General features: G+C 69.2%; 24 protein-coding genes and 1 pseudogene. 11 read left to right on the plus strand and 14 right to left on the minus strand.

Annotation, left to right across the window (positions count from 1 at the left end):
• The first annotated feature begins 19 nt into the window (after window positions 1-19).
• From ACSQ2G_RS08050 to ptsN, 3 genes are all read left to right on the plus strand, one after another.
• A complete protein-coding gene (locus ACSQ2G_RS08050) occupies window positions 20-631 on the plus strand; it encodes an exopolysaccharide biosynthesis protein (RefSeq protein ID WP_436029799.1) in 612 nt (203 codons plus the stop codon).
• Between the two features lie 51 nt (window positions 632-682).
• The gene (gene hpf / locus ACSQ2G_RS08055; RefSeq protein WP_436029801.1) at window positions 683-1,315 is read left to right on the plus strand and encodes a ribosome hibernation-promoting factor, HPF/YfiA family; all 633 of its coding nucleotides are present in this window, start codon (window positions 683-685) and stop codon (window positions 1,313-1,315) included.
• Window positions 1,316-1,412: 97 nt separating this feature from the next.
• Window positions 1,413-1,883, plus strand: coding sequence for a PTS IIA-like nitrogen regulatory protein PtsN (gene ptsN, locus ACSQ2G_RS08060; RefSeq protein WP_436029803.1), 471 nt, complete (start codon window positions 1,413-1,415; stop codon window positions 1,881-1,883).
• A 178-nt stretch (window positions 1,884-2,061) separates the two neighbouring features.
• On the opposite strand, the gene ACSQ2G_RS08065 is transcribed toward ptsN, so the two are convergent.
• From ACSQ2G_RS08065 to dapB, 7 genes are all read right to left on the minus strand, one after another.
• Window positions 2,062-2,682, minus strand: a complete 621-nt coding sequence (locus ACSQ2G_RS08065) for a peptidylprolyl isomerase (RefSeq protein WP_436029806.1) — start codon at window positions 2,680-2,682, stop codon at window positions 2,062-2,064.
• Window positions 2,683-2,932: 250 nt separating this feature from the next.
• Window positions 2,933-3,202 carry a DUF1150 family protein gene (locus ACSQ2G_RS08070; RefSeq protein WP_436029808.1) on the minus strand — a complete coding sequence of 90 codons (270 nt, stop codon included), beginning with the start codon at window positions 3,200-3,202 and terminating at the stop codon, window positions 2,933-2,935.
• A gap of 94 nt (window positions 3,203-3,296) precedes the next feature.
• Complete coding sequence (locus tag ACSQ2G_RS08075; protein ID WP_028041339.1) at window positions 3,297-3,722, minus strand: Hsp20 family protein; 426 nt, start codon at window positions 3,720-3,722, stop codon at window positions 3,297-3,299.
• 266 nt (window positions 3,723-3,988) lie between these two features.
• Window positions 3,989-4,354: a YdbL family protein gene (locus ACSQ2G_RS08080; RefSeq protein WP_436029809.1), complete on the minus strand. Its 366-nt coding sequence runs from the start codon at window positions 4,352-4,354 to the stop codon at window positions 3,989-3,991.
• A gap of 13 nt (window positions 4,355-4,367) precedes the next feature.
• Window positions 4,368-4,544, minus strand: coding sequence for a YnbE family lipoprotein (locus tag ACSQ2G_RS08085; protein ID WP_081684574.1), 177 nt, complete (start codon window positions 4,542-4,544; stop codon window positions 4,368-4,370).
• Window positions 4,545-4,579: 35 nt separating this feature from the next.
• On the minus strand, window positions 4,580-7,903 hold the full coding sequence (locus ACSQ2G_RS08090) for an intermembrane phospholipid transport protein YdbH family protein (RefSeq protein ID WP_436029812.1): 3,324 nt from the start codon (window positions 7,901-7,903) through the stop codon (window positions 4,580-4,582).
• A gap of 40 nt (window positions 7,904-7,943) precedes the next feature.
• Window positions 7,944-8,768, minus strand: coding sequence for a 4-hydroxy-tetrahydrodipicolinate reductase (dapB, locus tag ACSQ2G_RS08095; protein WP_436029814.1), 825 nt, complete (start codon window positions 8,766-8,768; stop codon window positions 7,944-7,946).
• A gap of 255 nt (window positions 8,769-9,023) precedes the next feature.
• Here dapB and ACSQ2G_RS08100 point away from each other — a divergent pair, with 255 nt between their 5' ends.
• A complete protein-coding gene (locus ACSQ2G_RS08100; protein ID WP_436029815.1) occupies window positions 9,024-11,312 on the plus strand; it encodes an NADP-dependent malic enzyme in 2,289 nt (762 codons plus the stop codon).
• 38 nt (window positions 11,313-11,350) lie between these two features.
• On the opposite strand, the gene ACSQ2G_RS08105 is transcribed toward ACSQ2G_RS08100, so the two are convergent.
• Entirely contained in the window at window positions 11,351-12,718 is a 1,368-nt protein-coding gene (locus tag ACSQ2G_RS08105; protein WP_436029817.1) for an FRG domain-containing protein, read from the minus strand.
• A 522-nt stretch (window positions 12,719-13,240) separates the two neighbouring features.
• Window positions 13,241-13,308: pseudogene (locus ACSQ2G_RS08110) on the minus strand (hypothetical protein); the annotation flags it as partial.
• A gap of 552 nt (window positions 13,309-13,860) precedes the next feature.
• On the opposite strand from ACSQ2G_RS08110, the gene ACSQ2G_RS08115 reads away from it, so the two are divergent.
• The 6 genes from ACSQ2G_RS08115 (at window position 13,861) to ACSQ2G_RS08140 (ending at window position 20,679) form a co-directional block, all read left to right on the plus strand.
• Window positions 13,861-15,354 carry a sensor histidine kinase gene (locus ACSQ2G_RS08115; protein ID WP_436029818.1) on the plus strand — a complete coding sequence of 498 codons (1,494 nt, stop codon included), beginning with the start codon at window positions 13,861-13,863 and terminating at the stop codon, window positions 15,352-15,354.
• A gap of 176 nt (window positions 15,355-15,530) precedes the next feature.
• Window positions 15,531-16,175: a phosphoribosylanthranilate isomerase gene (locus ACSQ2G_RS08120; RefSeq protein ID WP_436029820.1), complete on the plus strand. Its 645-nt coding sequence runs from the start codon at window positions 15,531-15,533 to the stop codon at window positions 16,173-16,175.
• A gap of 16 nt (window positions 16,176-16,191) precedes the next feature.
• Complete coding sequence (gene trpB, locus ACSQ2G_RS08125; RefSeq protein ID WP_436029822.1) at window positions 16,192-17,412, plus strand: tryptophan synthase subunit beta; 1,221 nt, start codon at window positions 16,192-16,194, stop codon at window positions 17,410-17,412.
• 13 nt (window positions 17,413-17,425) lie between these two features.
• Window positions 17,426-18,253: a tryptophan synthase subunit alpha gene (gene trpA, locus ACSQ2G_RS08130; RefSeq protein ID WP_436029823.1), complete on the plus strand. Its 828-nt coding sequence runs from the start codon at window positions 17,426-17,428 to the stop codon at window positions 18,251-18,253.
• Window positions 18,254-18,264: 11 nt separating this feature from the next.
• A complete protein-coding gene (locus ACSQ2G_RS08135; protein ID WP_436029825.1) occupies window positions 18,265-19,191 on the plus strand; it encodes an acetyl-CoA carboxylase carboxyltransferase subunit beta in 927 nt (308 codons plus the stop codon).
• Window positions 19,192-19,365: 174 nt separating this feature from the next.
• Window positions 19,366-20,679 carry a bifunctional folylpolyglutamate synthase/dihydrofolate synthase gene (locus tag ACSQ2G_RS08140; protein WP_436029826.1) on the plus strand — a complete coding sequence of 438 codons (1,314 nt, stop codon included), beginning with the start codon at window positions 19,366-19,368 and terminating at the stop codon, window positions 20,677-20,679.
• A 1-nt stretch (window position 20,680) separates the two neighbouring features.
• Here ACSQ2G_RS08140 and ACSQ2G_RS08145 read toward each other — a convergent pair whose 3' ends face one another.
• Window positions 20,681-20,956, minus strand: coding sequence for a hypothetical protein (locus tag ACSQ2G_RS08145; protein WP_436029827.1), 276 nt, complete (start codon window positions 20,954-20,956; stop codon window positions 20,681-20,683).
• A gap of 225 nt (window positions 20,957-21,181) precedes the next feature.
• On the opposite strand from ACSQ2G_RS08145, the gene ACSQ2G_RS08150 reads away from it, so the two are divergent.
• A complete protein-coding gene (locus ACSQ2G_RS08150; protein WP_436029828.1) occupies window positions 21,182-21,538 on the plus strand; it encodes a glycine zipper 2TM domain-containing protein in 357 nt (118 codons plus the stop codon).
• Window positions 21,539-21,604: 66 nt separating this feature from the next.
• Here the strand turns inward: ACSQ2G_RS08150 and ACSQ2G_RS08155 are convergent, their stop codons facing one another.
• From ACSQ2G_RS08155 to ACSQ2G_RS08170, 4 genes are read right to left on the minus strand one after another with little or no spacing between them, the layout of a single operon-like run.
• Window positions 21,605-22,117 carry a DsbE family thiol:disulfide interchange protein gene (locus tag ACSQ2G_RS08155; RefSeq protein ID WP_436029830.1) on the minus strand — a complete coding sequence of 171 codons (513 nt, stop codon included), beginning with the start codon at window positions 22,115-22,117 and terminating at the stop codon, window positions 21,605-21,607.
• A complete protein-coding gene (gene ccmD / locus ACSQ2G_RS08160; RefSeq protein ID WP_310086370.1) occupies window positions 22,114-22,281 on the minus strand; it encodes a heme exporter protein CcmD in 168 nt (55 codons plus the stop codon). Before ccmD ends, ACSQ2G_RS08155 begins: the two co-directional genes overlap by 4 nt.
• 17 nt (window positions 22,282-22,298) lie before the next feature.
• The gene (gene ccmC, locus ACSQ2G_RS08165; RefSeq protein ID WP_436029833.1) at window positions 22,299-23,045 is read right to left on the minus strand and encodes a heme ABC transporter permease CcmC; all 747 of its coding nucleotides are present in this window, start codon (window positions 23,043-23,045) and stop codon (window positions 22,299-22,301) included.
• Window positions 23,046-23,102: 57 nt separating this feature from the next.
• The gene (locus tag ACSQ2G_RS08170) at window positions 23,103-23,657 is read right to left on the minus strand and encodes a Spy/CpxP family protein refolding chaperone (RefSeq protein WP_436029835.1); all 555 of its coding nucleotides are present in this window, start codon (window positions 23,655-23,657) and stop codon (window positions 23,103-23,105) included.
• Between the last annotated feature and the right edge of the window lie 21 nt (window positions 23,658-23,678).

Consider the following 23,678-nt stretch of genomic DNA (forward strand, 5'->3'; position numbering starts at 1 on the left):
ACGCGAATCAAGGCTGAGCATGACCATCCAGAGTCTATCCGACGTGATCGAGGGATTCGGCGAGGACGAGCGTCCCGTCCTGACCGTGGGACAGATGCTCGAGCAGTTCGACAGCCGCGCCTTCGGGGCCATGCTGCTGGTGTTCGGCCTGCTGAACTGCCTGCCCCTGCCCCCGGGCTCGTCGACGATCCTCAGCCTGCCGATCCTGTTGCTGGCCCCGCAGATCGCCTGGGGGTCCGACGTCCCCTGGCTGCCGCGGAAGCTGGTCGATCATCCGCTCAAGCGCGACGACCTGCGCGGACTGTTCCGTAGGCTGACGCCGATCGTCCGGCGGATGGAGCTGGTCACCCGTCCCCGGCTGAAGATTCTGTTCGGCCCGATCGGCGAGCGGCTGATCGGCGTGGTCTGCACCCTGCTGGCCCTGGTGCTGGTGCTGCCGATCCCGCTGGGCAACCTGGCGCCGGGGGCCACGGTGGCCGTCCTGGCCCTGGCCCTGCTGCAGCGCGACGGCCTGCTGGCCCTGCTGGGCTACCTGATGGCGGCGGTTAGCGTGGGTCTGCTGGTGCTGAGCGCGGGGGTGGTGGCGGCCGCGATCGAGCGGTTGCTGCATATGATTCCGGGGCTGTTTTAAGTCGCTTTTGCGACGCTTGACACCAGGCGCGGACGGGCGCGTTGATAGGCCATGCAAGTCCAAATCTCCGGCAAGCATGTCGACGTTGGTGAGGCTCTGCGAGCGCGAGTCTCCGACGAAATCACCCTGAGCATCGGCAAGTATTTCGACCGCGGCGGTGACGCCGAGGTCGTGATCAGCAAGGAGGGCTTCGCCTTCCGGGTCGATTGTTCGGTCAAGCTGGCTTCGGGCCAGCAGCTGATCAGCCATGGGTCGGGCGGAGACGCCCACGCGGCCTTCGACGCCGCCCTGGCCAAGATCGAGACGCGCATCCGCCGCTACAAGCGGCGGCTGAAGAGCCACTCGATCGCCGCCAACGCCAAGCAGGCCGAGAACGCGGCGATGTACGTGCTGCGGGCCCCCGACAGCGACGAAATCGACGACGACGACTGGACGGCGGAGGACGACCACCCCACCGGCGCGCCGTCGGCCATGATCATCGCCGAGAGCCAGGCCTCGCTGAAGACGATGACTGTTTCCATGGCGGTCATGGAACTGGACTTGACCGAGTCCCAGGCAATCGTGTTTAGGAACGCCGCCCACGACGGTTTGTCGGTGGTCTACAGGCGGCCTGACGGAAATATCGGCTGGATCGACCCCGAACGCACCAAGTCGCTGAACGGGCACGCTCCGGCCGCGAACTGATCGAACCTCGGATCGGTCGGCGCGTTTCGGTAGGCCCCCGTCTCGGCGAGAGACGGCGACGAGGCGCGACGACCGACTGCGAGCGAGTTTCCCGACCATGATCATCGGCGATCTACTGGAGCCCGGCGCGGTCACTCTGAGAGTCAGCGCCGCCAACAAGCGTCAGGTTCTCGGCGTGATCGCCGACGTGGCCGCCCGGGCCTTCGGCGTCGACGCCCACGAGGCGCTGGAAGGCCTGATCGAGCGCGAGAACGCCGGCTCCACCGGCGTCGGCCAGGGCGTGGCGATCCCGCACGCGCGCCTGTCCGACATCGACCGGGTCCGAGCCGTGTTCGTGCGCCTGGAAACGCCGGTGGCGTTCGGCGCGGTCGACGACAAGCCGGTCGACCTGCTGGTGGCGCTGTTCGCGCCCCGCGACGCCGATTCCAGCCACCTGCGGGCCCTGGCCCGCATCTCGCGGATGATGCGCCAGCCCGACCTGCGCGAGCAGCTGCGCAAGGCCCGCTCGGCCGACGCCGTGCACGTGATGCTGACCCACGCCCACCAGAGCAAGCCCACCGCGGCCTGAGGGGTTTCGGATCAGTTTCTAACCGCGCTTCCGACCGTTGAAGTTGTCATCCCGGAAAGCGCGCAGCGCTTGTCCGGGATCCAGGTGAACCGCAAGGCCTTCGCCCGTCACCTGGATCCCGGACAGCCTCTGCGAGGCTTCCGGGATGACACCCTTTGGGAGCCGTTCTCGGATGGCTTTAGACCCGCTTCATGCCGATGATCTTCACCGGCGGGTTCAGCATCTGGCCTTTCATGGCCGGATACAGGGCTGGCCCGTCGGCCTTCAGGGCGAGGATCGTCTTGACCACGTCCAGCCCCTGGACCACGCCGCCGAACGCCGCGAAGCCCTGGTTGTCGCCCATTTTCGCGGCATTGGCCGCCCCGGGATGGGCGTCCAGATAAGGCTGGGGACTGGCGCAGATGAAGAAGTCGCAGGTGGCCGTGCCGGGCGCGTTGCGGGCCATGGAGATCGTCCCGGCCCGGTGCTTGATCCCGGTGGTCCGGGTGCTTTCGTGGGCGATGGGGGCGAAGCGGCGCACCCGGTCGGGCGGCCCGCCCTGGATCGAGCCCGCGCCCTTGACGCCCTTGGTCTTGGAGGCCCGATAGAAGGTCCCGCCGTCGTACTTGCGGGCGTCGACATAGCGCAGGAAGTTGGCGGCGGTGATCGGGGCCTTGCCGCTCTCCAGCTCGACGACGATCGTCCCGTGGTCGGTCTGGATCGCCACCCGGGGCTTGGGGGCCGCGGCCCAGGCGGGGCCCGCGATCAACAATCCGGCGACGCCCAACAGCCCCCGGCGTCCGATCCCCGTCTCGCTCATTCCGTCGTCCTCGCCCTGTCGTCGGTCGAGACTTCTTACCCCGCGTCGACAGGGCGCGTCGACAAGACCGAACGGCGCGGCCGTCCTCGTCCTTCGACAGGCTCAGGATGAGGACGAATTCGACGGCGGTTCAGTGGAAATCCTCATCCTGAGCCTGTCGAAGGACGAGGATTTCCCTCTCGCACAAGAACGGGCCGCACAAGGACGGGAACGACGGCCGCAGTTGAAAATGCGGCCAACGATCATGGACTCAGTGTACCGAGACCGGCGCCAGCTCGTGGGCCAGGGCGGCGGCGATAGCGGAATCCTTGTCGGTCAGCACCGCCAGGCGCGCGCCGTCGGCGCGGCACACCGCGTACAGGGTCTGGTCCGGCGACAACTCCACCTCGTCGGTCACGCCGACCGGCACGTCGGCCAGGATCTCCGCCGCCTTGATCGGGCGCACATAGACCAGGTCCGGGGCGCCCAGGGCCGCGAAGGCCTCGGCGGTGAAGAACGGTGTAGCGGGGTTGGGTGTCATAAGACCACCTCCTTCAAAAGAGGAACGCCCCGTGCCGCGTCTGGGTTCAGACCGCGGCCATGGGGTCATCAAGCGAGGGCTTGGCGGCGGGCGATCAGCCCACCGAGCGGATCGGGATGCGGCGGACCAGCCGTTCGGGCTCGGGACGGGCCAGGTCGACGTGCAGCAGGCCGTGCTCGAGCGTGGCGGCGGTGACCTCCATGCCGTCGGCCAGCACGAAGGTGCGCAGGAACCCGCGGGCGGCGATGCCGCGATGCAGATAGGCCTTGTCGGCCTCGGGCTTGCCCTCGGCGTCGCGCCGCCCCGCCACCACCAGCTGGCCGCCTTCGACGGTGACCTGCAGCTGGTCGGGCGAGAAGCCGGCGACCGCCAGGGTGATGCGCACTCCGCCGTCTTCGGCCTGCTCGACATTGTAGGGCGGATAGCCTTCTGCGGCGGCCTTGGCCGCGCGCTCGATCAGGTCTCTGGTGTGCTCGAAGCCCAGCAGGAAGGGGCTGTCGAACAGGATCGTCCGGGTCATCGCGAAGTCCTCGCTCAAGCGACTTCGTTCGCGAGGACCGGGCCCGAAGTCGGCGCCTGGGCCTCGCAACGTGACATCTAGGTGGCGACTCGCGAGGGCGGGTTCAAGAGGAACCCAAGGTCCTCCCCCTGTGGGGGAGGTGTCGCCCGACGGGCGACGGAGGGGGGAGCGGCACGGCGTCGACCGTAGTCGCTGTCGCCTGCAGACTCCCCCCACAGGCCTTCGGCCGCCTCCCCACAGGGGGAGGACCAGCCTTGGCCGTTCGCCTACTTCTTCGTCCAGCCGCCGTTCAGCGGCTTCCAGTACTGGCCGGGCGCCAGGCGGCCGTAGAGCTGCTTGGCGGTGGCCTGGCCGGCGGCCTCGGCGGTGACGCCGGTCTTGGCGGCGGTGTCCTTGTAGACGGCCGCGCGGCCGGCGTTGATCTCGGCCATGGCGGCGCGGAGGGCGGCGTCGCCGCCCGAGACCACGCCGAGGAAGCCGTCGGCCTGTTCGCCCACGACGCCCGCGGCCTTGCCGGCGTCGACGGCGGCCTTGGCGGCGGCCGACTGGGCCAGGGCGGGTAGGGCCACGAAGCTCACGGCGGCGCCCAGCGAAGCGGCCAGGGCCAGGACCGTCATAGTCTTGCGGATCATGTCGGTTCCTCTCTTAGAACAGGTTGGGGTTTTGCTGGATCGCGGACTGGACTTCCTTGTCCAGTTGCACGCGCACATTGGCGTCCAGCTTGGCGTAGATGTTGATCGGGTCGACCTTCACCCGCACCGTCGGTGTGCACGCCGCGAGGGCGCCCACCGCGAGGAGGGGAAGGATCAGGGCGCGCTTCATGGCGGGTGTCTCCAGTTCTCGGGGAATTTGCGGCTTCAAGGCTGAACCGTGCCTGAACGCGGCGGCGGGGTCGGCGTAAGCTGAGGCGTAGGCGACGTAGAGGGTGTAGGCGGGGTCGGAATCGCCGCCGAGGCCGCGGCCGCGCGAGCCTGGGCTTCCTCCCAGGCGCGCTTGGCCGCCGCGATCAGCTCGTCGAAGTTTAGCGACGTATCCAGGGTCAGGTCGACCGGCGTCTTGGCGGGCAGGGGGATGCGACGCTGGAAGGCGCTGCCGTTCAGCAGCTCCATCAGGCCGATCCGGGCCTTTTCGGCCACCTTGGGGTCGTGCTCGCCCTTGATGTGGAACAGCACGCCCAGCCGCCCTTTTTCGGTGCTGTTGACCCCGGCTTCCAGGGTCTCGAAATGCAGGTTCTCCATCGCCTGGTAGGCGAAGTCCTGGATGGCGTTGATCGGCACGGCCTTGGGCGCGGTCAGCGGGTCGGCCGGATCGATCGTGCCCTGGCCCGCCTCGACCCCGGTCAGGGCCTCGCGGGCGATCGACAGCCGGCCGGGGCCGGTGGCGTAGACCTTGCCGTCGACGAAGCGGAAGCCGTCCGGGCTGGCCTCGAACGGCAGGCGGCCGTCGACGATCGCCTCGATCTTGACCTTGTCGGACAGGGACGAGCCGGCGACCAGCTGGCCCAGGTCCAGGCCGGCGATGTTGACCACCCCCTTCATCGCGCCCTTGCCGTCCAGCGGCACGTCGAACGGCTCGATATTGATCTTGCCCTGCGAGGCCTCGAAGGTGGTCGCCTGCAGGTGCAGGGCCTCGGCGCCGAGGCCGAAGCTGGCCCGGATCGACTGGATCGGCACGACGGCGTCGATGCTGTCCAGGGTCACGACCTGGCCGGGCGCGGCGGTCAGCGGGGCCAGGCTGTCGAAGACGATCTCGCCCTTCAGCCGGTGGGCCGGGCCCAGCGGGCTCTTGAAATCCAGCCCCGGGGTCGACGCCCGGCCTTCGCTGGTCATGATCTCGTCGTGCCAGGCGAAGCGGCCGGTGAACACGACAGGGCCCTCGGCGTCGCGGGCGACCACGGCCAGGGGCGTCAGCTCCAGCGGCTGCAGCCCGCCCTTGGCGAAGGTCAGGGTCGAGGCGTCGATGTCGGCTTGGCCGCGGCCGCTGGCCACGTCGTGGCGGATCGTGACCCGGCCCAGCGGCCGGCCGTTCAGGGTCTTGCCGTCCAGGGCGCCGGTCCACTGGCCGCGCGCCAGGTCGACCTCGCCGGTCGCGGCGATGGTCTCGAAGCGCTTGTCCTCGGTCGAGGCTTCGACCACGCGGCCGCCGGTGACCTTGACCTGGGCCGTGTCGAAGCCGCGCCCGCCGCCGACGAAGCTGGCCTCGACCCCCTCCAGCCGCGCCTGGGCGACATTGACCATGGCCGCGCCGTCGCGGACCAGGGCCGAGGCGCGCCAGAGCCCGCCGCTGGCGGTGATCAAGGGCTGGGCGGTCGGGCACAGCCTGAACGTCACGTCGCTGATCGGCGGCTCGCCCATGGCGATGGCCTTGGCGGTCATCGGCGTGCAGCCGTTCAGTCGGATGCTCAGCCCGCCGCCGGCCAGCTGAGCCCGGCCGGCCAGGGTTCCGCCCACGCCGATGAACGGCGGCACGTCCACGGCCCCGGCCACGATCACGTCGCTGGTCAGGCCCGAGGCGTTCGAGCGCCAGCTGGGGACCTTCAGGGTGATCTCGGGCAGGCCGCCGCCGCCCAAGGCGACCGCCGCCCGGCCGCTGGCCGTCTCACCGCGCGCCGCGACCAGCGGGCCGCCGGGCGCCTCCAGCACCACCTTGGCGCCGCTGGCGGCGGTCAGGGCGACGGGGCGGGGCAGGGACAGGGTCGTCTGGCCGCCGGTGATCCCCAGCTTCAGGGCCGGGGCGCTGAGGGCGAACCGTGACAGGGCCCGGGCCGCGGCCTGGGCGTAGTCCGGATTGGGCAGGGCCTCGGCGACGCGCTGGGCGTCCGGCCCGCTCATGGCCCCGTCGGCGTCGGCGCGGGCGTCCAGGGCCAGGGCGATCCCGTCGGTCCCGGCCGAGAACCGGCCCCGGCCGTCGGCGGTCAGGTCGGACAGCACGACCCCGCCCATCGCCGCGCGGCCGCTGCCGATCGTCGCCGTCAGCGGTCCGCCGATCGTGCTCCGCGCCTTGTCCGAGACCAGGGTCAGGCTGGAGGACTGGACCTCCAGCGCCGTGCGCGACAGGGCCGCCCCGCCGGCCACCGCCCGCTCGGCGTTGGCGGTCAGCCGCGTGCGGGCCGAGCCGCGCAGGCCGTTGGGATCGTAGGTCAGGGCCAGGTTCGACAGGTCGAGGTCAGCGACCACGTCGCGGCTGTCCAGGCCCTGAGCCGTCAGGCGTTCGCCTCGGGCGTGCAGGGTGGTCTTGCCGACTAGACCGCCGCGCCGCAAATCGCCGCTCAGCAGGCCCGACACCGCCAGGTTGGCCTCCAGCCCGCCCAGGCTGGCGGCCTCGACCTCGGCCCCGCGAGCCGTCAGGGCCAGCCGCGCCTCGGCCGGGCCGATCATCGACAGCTGCTTGAGGTCCGGATAGGTCAGGTCGGCCTGCAGGGTCCCCTGGGCCTCGGTCAGGTCCAGCTGGCCGGCGCTGAAGGTCTTCAGGCCCAGCTGGACGTCGACGGTCAGGCGGTCGCCGCGCTTGCGGGCCTTGACCAGGGCGCCGTCGGCCTCGAACGACAGGGCCGGCGTCGCATAGCGCATGGCCGCCAGCCGGCCGTCGAAGCGCAGCAGCTTGCCGTCGTCCAGGCTGGCGTCGCCGGTCAGGCGGGCCGGGCCGCCGGGGGTGCGCAGCAGCACCCGGGCGTCCTCGATCAGGATCGCCGGCCCCGGCGCGGACGGTTCGGCCGGCGACTTCAGCGCCTCGTCGATCAGCGGCTGCAGGATCCCGAAGTTCAGGCCGTTCTGGTCGAGCCGGGCGTTGACCCGGGGCCGCACCAGCCGCACGGCCCTCGTGTTGAGCGCGAACTTGCCGCCCGTCCACGGGGAAGCCAGGTCGTAGGCCACCTCGATCCGCTCGGCCGAGAACACCGGCGCGTTCTTCGGGCCCAGGCGGATGGCGCCGGCGAAGCCGGTGGCGTCCAGGTCGTCCAGGTCGACGCTGGCCTCGACGCCCTTGTCGTTCAGCCAGGCCAGGGCCAGTTCGCGGCTGATCTCGCGGCGGCCGGCATAGGCGGAGAAGCCGATGGCCACGAAGGCCAGGGCGGCCAGGCTCATCGCCTCCAGGCCGGCGTCGACCAGCGCCGCGCGGCGAAACCGCGAGGGTGAGGACGGCTTGGCGTCGGCTTGGGGCTCTGGCGGTGGGGTCTCGGCCATCAGGGGGCACAATGCCGCAAGCTGCGGCGATTGTTAGGCCTTAGTTTTCGAAACCCAGCACGTCCTGCATGTCGTAGAGCCCGGGCGGCCTTCCCTTGACCCACAAGGCGGCGGCGACCGCGCCCCGCGCGAACAGGCCCCGGTCGGTGGCCGAGTGCGACAGGGTCAGCACCTCCTCCTCGCCGGCGAAGATCACGCTGTGCTCGCCGATGATCCCGCCGCCGCGCACCACCGAGAAGCCGATGGTCCCCGCCTTGCGCGGGCCGGTCATGCCGTCGCGGCCGCGGTCGGCCACCTGGCCCAGGCCAACGCCGCGCCCGTCGGCCGCCGCCTGGCCCAGCATCAGGGCGGTGCCGGACGGGGCGTCGATCTTGCGCTTGTGGTGGGCCTCGTGGACCTCGACGTCCCAGTCGGCGGCGGGCAGGGCGGCGGCGGCCTGGCGGACCAGGCCCATCAGCATGTTGACGCCCAGCGAATAGTTGCCGGACTTGACGATCGCCACCCTGGTCGCCGCCGCCACGATGCGGGCGTTCTGGTCGTCGGAAAAGCCGGTCGAGCCGATGACCAGGGCCGGGCCGCCATTTCCCTTTTCGGAAAGAAGGGCCGCCGCCTCGGCCAGGGCCACGGACGCCTCGGGAATCGTGAAGTCGATGGCCACCTGGGCGGCCGCCAGGGCCGCGTCGCGCTCGACCAGGCCCTCGCCGACCGCGCCAGGACGATCAAATCGCGCCACGACCACCGCGTCGACCCGCCCGTCCAGCGTCTTGGCCAAGGCCTGGCCCATCCGGCCGAGCGCGCCGGCCAGGGCGATGGTAACGGTACCTTCCGAGGCGCTGGACGGCGCGGCTAAGTCGTTCTGGCTCAAGGCGATCTCCCGGGAGTGGCGCGGCCGGTAGTCTCCCGACCAGCCCCCTCAGGTCAAGGAAAACAGCGGCCAGATGACAACGCTGGACAGGCGCAATCCCAAGCAGAACAAGCGTTTGCGTCAAAAAACTTCAGGCGCCCGAGGTTGTTACGCCCCCGCCCGGTCGCTACGGTGCGGCCCCATAAGGGCGCGTCGCATCGTTCGGCGCCTCCAGCATGTGTGACTGCAGGACATCAGGACAGGGGAAACGCGCCAATGAGCGACGCGGAAAAGAAGACCTTCACGGACGAGGAAGCGCTGAACTTCCACCGCTATCCCACGCCCGGGAAGATCGGCGTCGTCGCCACCAAGCCGATGGCCACCCAGCGCGACCTCTCCCTGGCCTATTCCCCCGGCGTCGCCGTGCCCGTCCACGCCATCGCCGCCGACCCCGACATGGCCTACGAGTACACCTCCAAGGGCAACCTGGTGGCGGTGATCAGCAACGGCACGGCGATCCTGGGCCTCGGCGACCTGGGCGCCCTGGCCTCCAAGCCGGTGATGGAGGGCAAGTCCGTCCTGTTCAAGCGCTTCGGCGACGTCGATTCCATCGACATCGAGATCAGCTCCAAGGACGCCGACGAGATCATCACGGTGGTCAAGAACATCGGCGTCACGTTCGGCGGCATCAATCTGGAGGACATCAAGAGCCCCGAGTGCTTCCGCATCGAGACCGAGCTGCAGGAGCTGCTCGACATCCCGGTGTTCCACGACGACCAGCACGGCACGGCGATCATCTGCGCCGCCGGCCTGATCAACGCCTGCCACATCACCGGCAAGAACCTGGCCGACGTGAAGGTGGTGCTCAACGGCCCCGGCGCGGCCGGCATCGCCTCGATGGAGCTGATCAAGGCCATGGGCGTGCGGCCCGAGAACGTCATCGCCGTCGACAGCAAGGGCGTGCTCTACCAGGGCCGCACCGAGGGCATGAACCAGTGGAAGAGCGCCCACGCGGTCGACACGCCGCTGCGCACCCTGGCCGAGGCGGTCAAGGGCGCCGACGTGCTGCTGGGTCTCTCGGCCAAGGGCGCGTTCACCCCCGAGATGATCGCCAGCATGGCGCCCAATCCGGTGATCTTCGCCATGGCCAACCCCGATCCGGAGATCACCCCCGAAGAGGTGCACAAGGTCCGCAAGGACGCCATCATGGGCACCGGCCGCAGCGACTATCCCAACCAGGTCAACAACGTCCTGGGCTTCCCCTACATCTTCCGCGGCGCCCTGGACGTGCGGGCCCGGCGGGTCAATCACGAGATGAAGATCGCCTGCGCCAACGCCCTGGCCATGCTGGCCCGCGAGGACGTGCCCGACGAGGTCGCCGCCGCCTATCACGGCCGCCAGCTGAAGTTCGGCCCGCAATACATCATCCCCTCGGCCTTCGACCCGCGGCTGATCTGGTACGTGCCGCCGTTCGTGGCCCAGGCGGCCATGGACACCGGCGTGGCCCGCCGGCCGATCGCCGACATGGACGCCTATCGCGCCAGCCTCGCCCAACGCCTGGACCCCACCGCCGGCTTCCTGCAGAAGATCAGCGGCGCCGTCCTGGCCAACCCCAAGACCATCGTCTTCGCCGAGGGCGAGGACCCGTCGGTGATCCGCGCCGCCTACGCCTACCAGACCGGCGGCTTCGGCAAGGCCATCCTCTGCGGCCGCGAGAACCTGGTGCACGAGAACATGCGCGTCGTCGGCCTGGACCCCGACACCGCGGGCCTGGAGATCCACAACGCCCGGCTCAGCGACCGCAATCCCGACTATGTCGACTATCTGTACAAGCGCCTGCAGCGCCAGGGCTACCTGAAGCGCGACGTCCAGCGGCTGATCAACCAGGACCGCAACAGCTTCGCCGCCTCGATGGTCACCCTGGGCGAGGCCGACGGCATGGTCACCGGCGTCACCCGCAGCTTCGACCAGGCGCTGGAGGAGGTGCTGCGCGTCGTCGACCCGGCCCCGGGCGGGCGGATCATGGGCATGTCGGTCGTCCTGGCCAAGGGCCGCACCGTGTTCGTGGCCGACACCAACGTCACCGAGCTGCCCGACGCCGACGAACTGGTCGAGATCGCCTGCGAGGCCGCCCGCGCCGTCAGGCGCCTGGGCTTCAAGCCGCGCGTGGCCTTCATGAGCTATTCCACCTTCGGCAACCCGATGGGCGAGCGCTCCGACAAGGTGCGCGAGGCCGTGGCCATGCTCGACGAGATGGACGTCGACTTCGAATACGAGGGCGAGATGCCGCCCGAGCTGGCTCTGGACCCGGAAAAGCGCGCCAACTACCCGTTCATGCGCCTGACCGACAGCGCCAACATCCTGGTCATGCCGGCCATCCACTCGGCCTCGATCGCCACCAAGCTGGTGCAGTCGCTGGGCGGGGCGACGGTGATCGGCCCGGTGCTGCTGGGCCTGGGCAAGCCGGTCCAGATCGCGCCGTTATCAGCGTCGGTGTCGAAGATTCTGAACATGGCGATGATGGCGGCGTACGAGGGGGCGGGGGATTTGTCGGCGGCGGAGTAGGGTTGGGGGGGGGGGGAGGAATAATCGCTAATCTATGTCTAAGAAGGACCGGCTGTTCGATACTGCTCCCGAAGGTGTACCGCCGTCTGATCTATGCTTGGATACACCGTAGTGGCGTTTATATTAATTCTGTCTAGTTGATCCAAAATGTGGCGCTTGTCGGTGATCGTCACACGGGCGATCTCGATACCCTCCTGGCCAGACTCTGGCAGAGCAGCCTCGTGTCCGAAAAGCAAAAAGGCGCCCGACTGTGATTTGATACGAGTGTTGTTTCGTTTTGCCTTCACGCAAATGATTGATCCCAGATCATCAGGAACAATACGTCCCTCAAAAAACCCTTTCTCGGATTTTATATGATGCAGAAGCTTTTCCGCGACTTGAGTTTCATTAAATTGAGTTACATCTAGGTTTAGATCTAGATCATTTTTTTGATCGTATGATAAATTTGATAGGTTTGAAATACAACTAACGGTATCAGAGTCGTAATATTTAACTTTATCTGCAGAAACCGTAAAAATAATAACTTCGGCCTCCAAATCGGCACGTTCCGGCCCGCCGTGGCAGGCAAAAAATAGAGCAATCAGGGGATTTCCCGAAATGTCGAGCAATCGGGTCGGTAGGCCATAGTGCTGCATACGAACAAGGCGATCAAAGCAGTATTGATCACTTTGAAATTCATCATAATGCGCGATCAGAAGCTCCTTGCAAAGTCGATCCTCGGTTGGCATGAACTGCCAACCTCCTTCTGGCCACTTTCGCAATAGAGACGGCGTTAGTTCGAACCTCGCATCATCGTGCCCACGGAAGAAAGTCTCGGTCGCCTCCTTGGCTGGCGAGCCATACAGCAGCTGAAGAAACACCTCCACGCTACCCGCAACACCAAGCGTATTCTTGGTACGCGGCGGCAGTTCGACTACCTCATCACCTACATTCGGCACCTCCTGTCCTGAGATTGCATGCGCTGCTTCCGGCTTTAGCTGCGCCAACCTCGCCAAGATCGCCTGCACATTGCCATCTCTGACAGCCCAATGTGTCCGGTAGAGTTGAAATGGGTCCGCGCAAAAAACATCGCGCGCCGCCTCAATATTCTCGAATTTGACCTCTCCGAAATCAATCACTGTAGTGAAATTAGTCGAGACTTCCTTTCGGTCAGCGACCGTGTTCCCGATACGGCCGTATTTTACGACCATTGCGGCTGCGTCATCCGTACGCCAGATTTCGCTGCAAACGAATGTTGGGAGAGTCTCCAGAAATGTAATCGAAATCGCTTCTAGGGATTCCAATCTCTTTTCTAGGTCGATGGCTGTATATTCAAACATACGGCCGCGGTTCATAGCGATGCTGTCGGTAATCCCCTCAACATATTCGCGACTACCAAAAGAGATATAGTTGAAGTTTTCCGGCATCACCCTCGACCTTTCACGCCGTAGCGGATGACGCCACGTCCTGAAACCCTTGGTGGAATGGGAGCTCTGGGGTCTGACCGTGTCAAGGATCGCCCCAAGGGGCGCTCTGGGGCGACCGCGTCGCGGGGGCTCGGAGAGCCCTCCTTGACACGGTCAGACCCCAGAGCAGGCTCGCCACCATGGATTTCAGGGCGCGGCCTGGCCGCCGGGGCGGTCCGGCCGGGCGAGGGGGTGGTTGGCGCACCCTCTCCCGGAGGGGAGAGGGAGGGGCCCGCGCGAAGCGTGGGAGGGAGAGGGGTGACGCCCTGTCCGGTTTCTCACGAACGCCCTGCCGGCGCGCCGGCCGGCGGTTTACGCCCTCACCCTCCCACCGCTGCGCGGCGGGCCCCTCCCTCTCCCCACGGGAGAGGGTTCGAGATGACTTATGCTCGGCGTTCAGCCAACAAAGTCTCGCGATTTCAACACCCTGAACTTTCTCGACCCGATTTGGTCCTCACCCTCCCAGACCGCCCTTATCCTGATCCCACCTCGACGCAGGGAAAGGGCGCATGGCCAGCGACCGATGCGGCGGCGGGGGGCGATCGAGCGGGAAGCTCCGTCGGCGGTCCTTCGGGACCAAACCTCGCGTCTCTGGAGCCGGTCGGGCCTGGAACACAAAAACGACGTGGCGCGAGGGCTGGCGGAGCAACAGGCGGGCGGTGACGCGCTCGCGGTCCGGGACCGGGGTTCGTTGACCTGGCCCGCCCGTCGGAGGCTTCAAGGCGGCGAGGCCCCAACAGGGCTCAGCGCCGCGGGCTTCCGGACAACGACCGCGCGGAGCGATCGGGCTTCGTCGAAAACGGTTACTACTCAAACACTCCGGACGATGTCCGGCGCTCCGCGACCCTTTCCGATAGCTCAGCGAGAGATCGCGTGAGGACGAGAGATCGTGCCACCAAACCCCCTCGGTCGCTTCGCGACAGCTCCCCCAGAGGGGGAGCATCTGCACCACATAGATCCTCCCCCTCTGGGGGAGGTGGCCCGGAGGGCCGGAGGGGGATCCGCCGCGAAATCAATCCACTGCGCGAGATTGCCCCATCGACAGCCGCTGCAACCTGAGCAAGATGGCGCGCCCGCACGAACGAGCCGAGCAAAGGAGCGCGATGGCCGCGCGATCGCCGACCGAGATTGAGGAGGCCGCCCAGAACGCCCCGGAGGACGCGCCGTCCCCGGCGGCGGCGCCCCCCGTCTCGCCCAGCGTCACCACCGCCCTGAAGCACGCGCCGATGGGCATCGCCATCTTCGACGACCAGATGCGCTACCTGGCCGCCTCGCGCCAATACCTGACCGACCAGGGCATGTCGCCCGACACCCCGCTGCTGGGCCGCCGCCACTACGACGTCTTCCCGGAGATCCCGCAGTTCTGGCGCGACAAGCACGCCCAGGTCCTGGCCGAAGGGGTCGAGCTGCGCGAGGACGAGGGCGACCGCTATGTCGACGGCGAGGGCCGCGTGCACTGGGTGCGCTGGTCGATGGCCCCCTGGCGCACCGACGACGGCCGGATCGGCGGGCTGGTGCTCTATACCGAGATGGTCACCGCCGCGGTGCAGGCCCGCCAGCGGCTGCAGGCCGCCGAGGCCCGCTACAGGGCGGTGTTCGACCAGGCGGCGATGGGCGTGGCCCGGGTGTCGGGCAGCGGCCGGTTCCTGGAGGTCAACGACAGGTTCTGCGCCATCACCCGCCGCGACCGCGAGACCCTGCTGGCCTCGACCTTCATGGACATCACGCCGGGCGACGACAATGTCGCCACCGCGGTCACCCAGGGCCTGGCCCTGCTGGCCGGCGAGATCGACACCTATGCGCTGGAGCGGCGGGTCGACGGCCGCGACGGGCCGGTCTGGGTGCATGTCACCGCCTCGCGGGTCGATCCCGGCGACGGGCGGCCCTACCTGGTGGTGATCATCTCCGACATCACCGCCCGCAAGCAGGTCGAGGCCGAGCAGCAGCGCTACCAGGGCCAGCTGCGCCTGCTGATCAACGAGTTGAACCACCGGGTGAAGAACACCCTGGCCACCGTGCAGTCGATGGCCAGCCAGACCCTGAAGACCGAGCCCGACCCGCTGACGGCGTTCGAGAAGTTCGAGTCGCGGCTGCTGGGCCTGTCGCAGGTGCACGACGTGCTGACCCGCGAGAGCTGGCACGGGGCGGGGCTGCGCGACGTGGCCGAGCGGGCCCTGGCGCCGTTCACCCCGCCGACGCCGGGCGCCGAGCGCCTGACGATCGACGGCCCGCCGGTCTGGCTGGCGCCGGGCGGGGCCCTGACCATGGCGCTGATCTTCCACGAGCTGGCCACCAACGCCCTGAAGTACGGGGCGCTGTCCAGCGGCGAGGGGGTCAGCGGCGAGGGCCGGGTGGTGCTGAGCTGGACCTATGACGCGGCGACCCGCGACCTGGCCCTGGCCTGGACCGAAACCGGCGGCCCGCCCGTGGCCCCGCCCCGCCGCCGCGGCTTCGGCTCGCGCCTGATCGAGCGCAGCCTGCGCGGCGAGCTGAAGGGCGCGGCGACCATGGACTACCGGCCGGAGGGCCTGGTCTGCACCATGCGCGCGACCTTGTCGGACCCGGTGGAGGGGGCGGGGCCGCTGGGGGCGGGCTGACCCAAGATCCTCCCCCCGTGGGGGAGGTGTCGGCGCAGCCGACGGAGGGGGGAATATTCGGAAGGCGGCCGGATCCAGGATCGACGGTTCCATCACTCCCCCCACCGGCCTTCGGCCGCCTCCCCCACGGGGGGAGGACCTTGCATGGGCGGTCGCGACGCCGTACCTCCCCCCCCATGACCACCCAGGCCAAGATCTGCGGGCTGTCCACGGCCGAGAGCGTCGCCGCCGCCGTCGATGGCGGGGCGGCCTATGTCGGCTTCGTCTTCTTCGCCAGGAGCCCGCGCAACCTCGAGCCCGAGGCCGCCGCCCGCCTGGCCGCGCCGCTGCGCCAGGGCCCGGTCAAGACCGTGGCCGTCACCGTCGATCCCGACGACGCCCTGGTCGATCGGCTGATGGCCACGCTGGAGCCCGACCTGATCCAGGTGCACGGCAAGGAGACCCCGTCCCGGGTCCGCGAGATCGCCCAGCGCTCCGGCGCCGGGGTGATCAAGGCCTTCTCGGTCTCGTCGGCCGCCGACGTCGACCAGGCCCGGGCCTTCGACGGCGTCGCCGAGCACCTGATGTTCGACGCCCGACCGGTGGAAGGATCCACCCTGCCCGGCGGCACCGGCGCAAGGTTCGACTGGAGCCTGCTGGATGGCCGGCGATTTTCTCGCCCGCATTTCCTGGCCGGCGGGCTGGATCCGTGGAACGTCGCCGAGGCGGTCCGGGCCTCCGGCGCGCCGCTGGTGGACGTTTCCTCTGGCGTCGAGCGGGGTCCCGGCCTAAAGGACCCGGCTCTGATCACGGCGTTCCTGGACGCCGTCAAACGCGCCTGACGTCTGGAACGAGCCCGTGAACGCTTCGGTGAAACCTAACGACTGGTCCGCCTATCCGGACGCCAAGGGCCGCTTCGGCGACTACGGCGGCCTCTACGTGGCCGAGACCCTGATGCCGCTCGTGCTCGAGCTGGACCGCGCCTACACCGAGGCCAAGAACGACCCCAGCTTCCAGAAGGAGCTGGCTGGCTACCTGACCCACTATGTCGGCCGCCCGTCGCCGCTCTATTTCGCCGAGCGCCTGAGCCGCCATCTCGGCGGCGCGAAGATCTATTTCAAGCGCGAGGAGCTGAACCACACCGGCGCGCACAAGATCAACAACTGCATGGGCCAGATCCTGCTGGCCCAGCGCATGGGCAAGACCCGGATCATCGCCGAGACCGGGGCGGGCCAGCACGGCGTCGCCTCGGCCACCGTCACCGCCCGCTTCGGCCTGCCCTGCGTCGTCTACATGGGCGCCGTCGACGTGGCCCGGCAAAAGCCCAACGTCTTCCGCATGAACCTGCTGGGCGCCGAAGTCCGCCCGGTGACCTCGGGCGCGGCGACCCTGAAGGACGCCATGAACGAGGCCATGCGCGACTGGGTCACCAACGTGGCCGACACCTACTACATGATCGGCACCGCCGCCGGCCCGCACCCCTATCCGGCCATGGTCCGAGACTTCCAGGCGGTGATCGGGACCGAGGCCCGCGAGCAGATCCAGGAGGCCGAGGGCCGGCTTCCCGACGCGGTCGTGGCCTGCGTGGGCGGCGGCTCGAACGCCATCGGCCTGTTCCACCCGTTCCTGGCCGACGAGAGCGTCAAGATCTTCGGCGTCGAGGCCTCGGGCCACGGCCTGGAGACCGACAAGCACGCCGCCTCCCTGACCGGCGGCCGCCCGGGCGTGCTGCACGGCAACAAGACCTACCTGCTGCAGGACGACGACGGCCAGATCCTCGACGCCCACTCGATCTCGGCGGGCCTGGACTATCCCGGCATCGGGCCGGAGCACGCGTTCCTGCACGACGTCGGCCGGGCCCAATACCTGACCTGCACCGACGACGAGGCGCTGAAGGCCTTCCAGCTGTGCGCCGAGCTCGAGGGCATCATCCCGGCCCTGGAAAGCGCCCACGCCCTGGCCAAGCTGCCGCAGCTGGCCAAGGAGATCGGCGAGGGCGGCGTGATCGTGCTGTGCCTGTCGGGCCGGGGCGACAAGGACATCTTCACCGTGGCCGACGCCCTCGGGCGGACGATCTAGGGCTAGAGCGACTTTGACCAAAGACCGTATCGACCGCCGGTTCGCGGCGCTGAAGGCCGAGAACCGGGCCGGCTTCGTTTCCTACGTGATGGCCGGGGATCCCGACGCCGCCACGGCGCTGGCGATCCTGGAAGGCCTGCCGGCCGCCGGAGCCGACCTCATCGAGCTGGGCTTCCCGTTCTCGGACCCGATGGCCGAGGGCCCGACCATCCAGCGCGCCAGCCAGCGCGCCCTGGCCCAGAAGATGACCCTGAACGGCACGCTGGACCTGGTCCGCGCCTTCCGCCAGGGCGATGACGACACCCCGCTGATCCTGATGGGCTACCTGAACCCGCTGATGAACAAGGGCTTCGAGACCTTCGCCCGCGAGGCCGCCCAGGCCGGGGTGGACGGCCTGATCGTCGTCGACTGCCCGCCCGAAGAGGCCGATCCCCTGGCCGACGCCCTGGAGGCCCACGGCGTCTCGCTGATCCGCCTGGCCGCCCCGACCACCGACGACGCGCGCCTGCCGGCCGTGGTCCGCCGCACCTCGGGCTTCCTCTATTACGTGTCGGTGGCCGGGGTGACCGGCGTCAAGTCGGCCGACGCCGGCGACGTGGCCCCGGCAGTGGCCCGGCTGCGCGCCGCCTCGGGCCTGCCCGTGGCCGTGGGTTTCGGCATCCGCACGCCCGAGCAGGCGGCCGCCGTCGCCCGCATCGCCGACGCCGCCGTGGTCGGCTCGGCCCTGGTCGATGAAATCGAGTCCGCGGCCAAGATGAACGAAAACGTGACCGAGAAGGTTCTTCTCAAGGCGTCGGAGCTGGCTAAGGCTGTGCGGTCGGCGCGACTCGAATTGGCGTGAGGCTGAAGGCTATGGCGATGGCTGAACCCCAGGGGCCCAAGAAGGGCGACAAGACCAAGGTCGCGACCGAGCGGCGGGGCGGCTGGCTGTCGCGGATCGCGCCCGGCGTGCGCGGCGCGTTCGCCAAGCGCGAGACGCCCGAGAACCTCTGGGTCAAGTGCCCGGACACCGGCGAGATGATCTACCGCTCCGACCTGGAGGCGGCCCTGTGGGTCACCCCGGCCGGACGCCACATGCGCATCGGTCCCGAAGCGCGGTTCAAATACACCTTCGACGGCGGCGCGCACGAGGTGCTGCCGACCCCGGCCGTGGTCGAGGACCCGCTGAAGTTCTCGGATGGCAAGCCCTACAAGGACCGCCTGGCCGCCGCCCGCAAGGCGACCGGCGAGCAGGACGCCATGGCCATCGGCTTCGGCAAGGTCGGCGGCGTCGATGCGGTGGTCCTGGTCCAGGACTTCGCCTTCATGGGCGGTTCGCTGGGCATGGCCGCGGGCGAAGGCTTCATCGCCGCCGCCGAGGCCGCGATCGCCCGCCAGGTCCCGCTGATCGCCTTCACCGCCGCCGGCGGCGCGCGGATGCAGGAAGGGGCGCTGTCCCTGATGCAGATGGCCCGCACCACCCTGGCCATCAACGAGATGAAGGACGCCGGCCTGCCCTATGTGGTGGTGCTGACCGACCCGACCACCGGCGGCGTCACCGCCTCCTACGCCATGCTGGGCGACGTGCACCTGGCCGAGCCAGGCGCCCTGATCGGCTTCGCCGGTCCGCGGGTGATCGAGCAGACCATCCGCGAGACCCTGCCGCCGGGCTTCCAGCGCTCGGAATACCTGGTCGAGAAGGGCATGGTCGACCGCGTGACGCCGCGCAAGGACCTGCCGGCCGTGCTGGGCTCGATCCTGGGCACGCTGATGATGGGCCGGGCGCTGAAGGCGGCCTGATTCAGAGCTCTTGTCCCTTCTCCCCTTGCGGGAGAAGGTGGCCAGCGAAGCTGGTCGGATGAGGGGTCGCGCCGCCCTTTTCATCAAAACGCCCATCGGCAAACGCCCGTCGACCCCTCATCCGTCGGCTATGCCGACACCTTCTCCCGCAAGGGGAGAAGGAAGGTTCATCAGATGACCGACCACCTCCGCGCCCACGACGCCGCGCTGGCCCGGCTGCAGGCCCTGCATCCCAAGCTGATCGACCTGTCGCTAGACCGCATGGTCCGGCTGTGCGCCGCCCTGGGCGATCCGCAGAAGAGACTGCCGCCGGTGATCCACGTGGCCGGCACCAACGGCAAGGGCTCGACGGTGGCCTACCTGCGGGCCATGGCCGAGGCGGCGGGCCTGAAGGTCCACGTCTTCACCTCGCCGCACCTGGTGCGCTTTGCAGAGCGCATTCGCCTGGCCGGAACGCTGATCACCGACGAACACCTGGCCCAGGTGCTCGATCGCGTCGAGGCCGCCAACGCCGGCCTGCCGATCACCTTCTTCGAGATCACCACCGCCGCGGCCTTCCAGGCCTTTTCCGAGGTTCCGGCCGACCTGTGCCTGGTCGAGGTGGGGCTGGGCGGGATCCTGGACGCCACCAACGTGGTCCTGCCCGCGGTCAGCGTCATCGCCCCGATCGATATCGACCACCGCGAGTTCCTGGGCGACACCCTGGCGGCCATCGCCCAGGAGAAGGCCGGGATCATCAAGCCCAACACCCCCGTGGTCTCGGCCCGCCAGCAGGAGGAGGCCGAACGGGTGGTCGAGCGCGAGGCCGACCTGTTCGAGGCGCCGCTGACCCTGATGGGCCGCGATTTCGACGCCTGGAACGAGCGCGGCCGGCTGCTGGTCCAGATGCAGGACCGCCTGCTGGACCTGCCGGCCCCGGCCCTGCCGGGCGAGCACCAGTTCGCCAACGCCGGCCTGGCCGTGGCGGCGCTGCTGGTCCTGAACGATCCGCGCATCGACGAGGCGGTCATGGCCCGGGGGATCGCCGGGACCACCTGGCCCGCGCGGTTCCAGCGGCTGACGGCCGGACCACTGGCCGAGCGCGCCAGGGCGGCCGGCGCCGATCTCTGGCTGGACGGCGGCCACAATCCCCACGCCGGCCAGGCGGTGGCCCGGGCGCTGGGCGACCTGGCGGCCCGCGACGGCCGGCCCGTGGCCCTGGTCTCGGGCCTGCTGGCCAACAAGGACGCCACCGGGTTCTTCGCGCCGTTCGCGCCGCTGAACGCCAAGGTCTTCTCGGTGACGTTCGAGGGCCACGCCGCGGCCAGCGCCGCCCAGACCGCGGCGGCGGCCGAGCTGGCTGGGCTGCGGGCCCAGGCCTGCGACAGCGTCGAGACGGCGCTCGACAAGGCGCTGGCGCTCGAGCCGACGCCGCACGTGCTGATCTGCGGCTCGCTCTATCTGGCGGGAGAAGTTCTGGCGATGAGTCCGGAGACCTGGCCGGTCTAGGCTAGACGAGAATATTCAGCAGCGAGCCCGGGCGCAGGATCGTCCGCGGCTGTTCGGCCGGCTGGGCGAACGGGCGGACCGGCGGCTGGCGCTGCGGCTGGGCCTGGGTCTGGAGCTGGACGGCGATCGGCGGCGCGGCGGGCCGGGCTGCGGCGGCGTCGCTGACGGCCGCCTGGAAGAACGCCGCCGCGCGCGAGCCGCCAGCGCCCGTCGAGGCCTGCGACGAAGCGGGTCTCTGCGGAACGGCCGGCAGGCCTGTCGGGCGGATCGTGCTCATGGACGCGACTCTATCATGGTTAATGCAAGGTCGGCGAGCATGGTCAACGCGCGGTTAATGGTCGCGGCTCCGTTCGACAAAACACGGCCAAAACCGGACGCCAACCTGAACGCCAGATGAAAGTCGGGTTGTCGACGCCGTTCAGGCGGCGGGGCGTAGGGTGTCCTCAAGATCGACCGGATCGGGGGCCGGTCGGACATGACTTTGAACGGAAAGGGACACCCGATGCGTACCGCCACCAAGACCACCGTTTCGATGATCGCCGCCGCCACCGCCGCCCTGAGCCTGGCTTCGGCCCCGAGCTTCGCCTCGGCCCACGACGGCTATTATCGCGACCATCACCGCTATGAGTCGCGCTATGACAGCCGCTACGATCGTCGCTACGACCGCCGTTATGACCGCTATGAAAGCTGTCGCACCGACCGCAAGCACGGCAAGGCGACCGGCGCGGTGATCGGCGCCCTGGCCGGCGGCCTGCTGGGCAACTCGGTCTCGAACGGCAACCGCACCCCCGGCACCCTGCTGGGCGCGGGCGTCGGGGCCTATGCCGGCAGCCAGATCGGCAAGGGCCACCGCTGCTAACCGCCTGATCGCCGAACAGACCAAGGGCCCGGACCGCGAAAGCCGTCCGGGCCTTTTGGCGCCCAGCTAGCGCAGTTTCCCGAGCATCTCCTGGACGTCGTCGTCGGTCAGGGGGCCGCTGTGCTTGGCCAGGATCACGCCGTCGGCCCCGACCAGGAAGGTCTCGGGCACGCCGGTGACGCCGAACTCGATGCCGGCCCGGCCGTTGCGGTCCATCAGCTTGACGGCGAACGGGTCGCCCAGCTCGGCCAGGAACGCCTGGGTGCGGGCCGGCTCGTCCTTGTAGGCCACCCCGACCAGGGTGACGCCCCGGGCCTTCAGCGCCATCAGCTGCGGCGCCTCGACCCGGCAGGGGGCGCACCAGGAGGCGAAGAAGTTGATCAGGCGGGGGCCGGCCGGCGCGTCGCGCACGGCGACCATCGCTCCCGTATCGAGGTCGGGCAGGCTGACGGCCGGGACCGGCTTGCCGACCAGGGCGTGGGGCTGGACATGCGGATCGTGCTTGAGGGCGTAACCGGCGAACAGCACGCCCAGGCCCAGCAGCACGACCAGCGGCGCGAAACCGATCCAGCGCCTCACGGCTTCCTCGCGTCCCGCTGGGCCTGAAGCCGTTCGGCCTCGCGCCGCCAGCGGCGGGCCGAGGCTAGGCTGTCGGCGATCATCCAGACGAAGGCGCCCGCCGTCAGGGCGAAGGCCGGCCAGACATAGATCGCGTACTTGCCGGCGTCGAAATCGAAATGCATCGGCTAGCCCCCAATTCCTAGTTTTCAGCCTGCTGCAGGGCCAGGGCGCGGGCCTTGCGCCGCCAGACCAGGGCGCGGATCCGCACCAGCCACAGCGACCCGAAGGCCGACAGATAGGCCAGGCTCATCACCAGCATCGGCCAGGCATAGACCGCCGGCAGGCCGTTGCCCGGCTTGGCGAACAGGGTGGAGCTGCCCTGGTGCAGGCTGTTCCACCATTCGACCGAGAACTTGACGATCGGCAGGTTGATCAGGCCGACCAGGGCCAGGATGGCGGCGGCCCGGGCCGCCTTCTGCTCGTCCTCGAGGGCCGAGCGCAGGGCTAGGTAGCCGAGGTAGAACAGCAGCAGCACCAGCACCGAGGTCAGGCGGGCGTCCCACACCCACCAGGTGCCCCACATCGGCTTGCCCCACAGCGAGCCGGTGGCCAGGGCCAGGGCGGTGAAGGCCGCGCCCAGCGGGGCGCAGGCCACGGCGGCGGCGTCGGCCAGGGCATGGCGGAACACCAGGGCCAGGAAGCTGGCGGTCCCCAGGCACAGATAGACGAACAGCGACAGCGAGGCGGCCGGCACGTGGATGAACATCATCCGCACGGTGTCGCCCTGCTGGTAGTCCTCCGGCGCGATGAAGGTCAGCACCAGGCCGATCGCGGCCAGCACCGCGGCGACCACGCCGAACATCGGCGCGGCCCAGCGGGAAAAGGCCATGAACCGCTCGGGGTTGGTCAGGAAGTCCAGGGGATGATGTGGATCGCGGGCGCCCATGTCCGAGCCTTAGAAGACCTGAAGGGCGCCCGCAATCGTGGAGGCGACCTCGCCGCGCTAGTCGGCCTTGGGGGGAGCCAGGCGCGGGCCGTCCGGACCGCCCCCGAGGTGACGGAATTCGACCCGGCGCATCATCGGGCCGGGACCGCCGGCCATCGGGCCCAGGGCGTCGAAGGCCTTCTTCTGGCTGGGCGACAGGGCGGCGTAGAAGGCGCGGGTGGCGTCGATCCGGGCCCTGGCGCGGTCCAGGTGCTCGGCTTCGCGGTCCAGGCGTTCGGGCGTGGTCGGGGGTTGGCGCGGGGCGTCGACCGCTTCGCGCTTCGGGCGATCCTTGGTCCAGTCCTTGGGGGCGGCGGCGTCCAGATAAGCCTTCAGGGCCCCGTCCTGGTCGGCGCGCAGCTGCAGCACGTCGCGCAGATGCTGGGCGTGGGCTTCGGGGTCGAGGCGGTGGTGGCGCATCATCGCCGGCGGTCCGCCAGGACCGCCGGGACCTTCGTCGGCCATGGGCGGCGGCCCCGGCGGCGAGGCGTCTTGGGCGACGGCGACCGCCGCGGTGGTGAGAGTCAGGGCGGCCGCGGCCATCAAGGCGAGTCGGCTGGGTTGCAGGCGCATGGTTTGCTCCAGGGGATCGTT

Origin of the sequence: Caulobacter sp. LjRoot300 (assembly GCF_964253875.1) — a bacterium.
Taxonomy (GTDB): Bacteria; Pseudomonadota; Alphaproteobacteria; order Caulobacterales; family Caulobacteraceae; genus Caulobacter.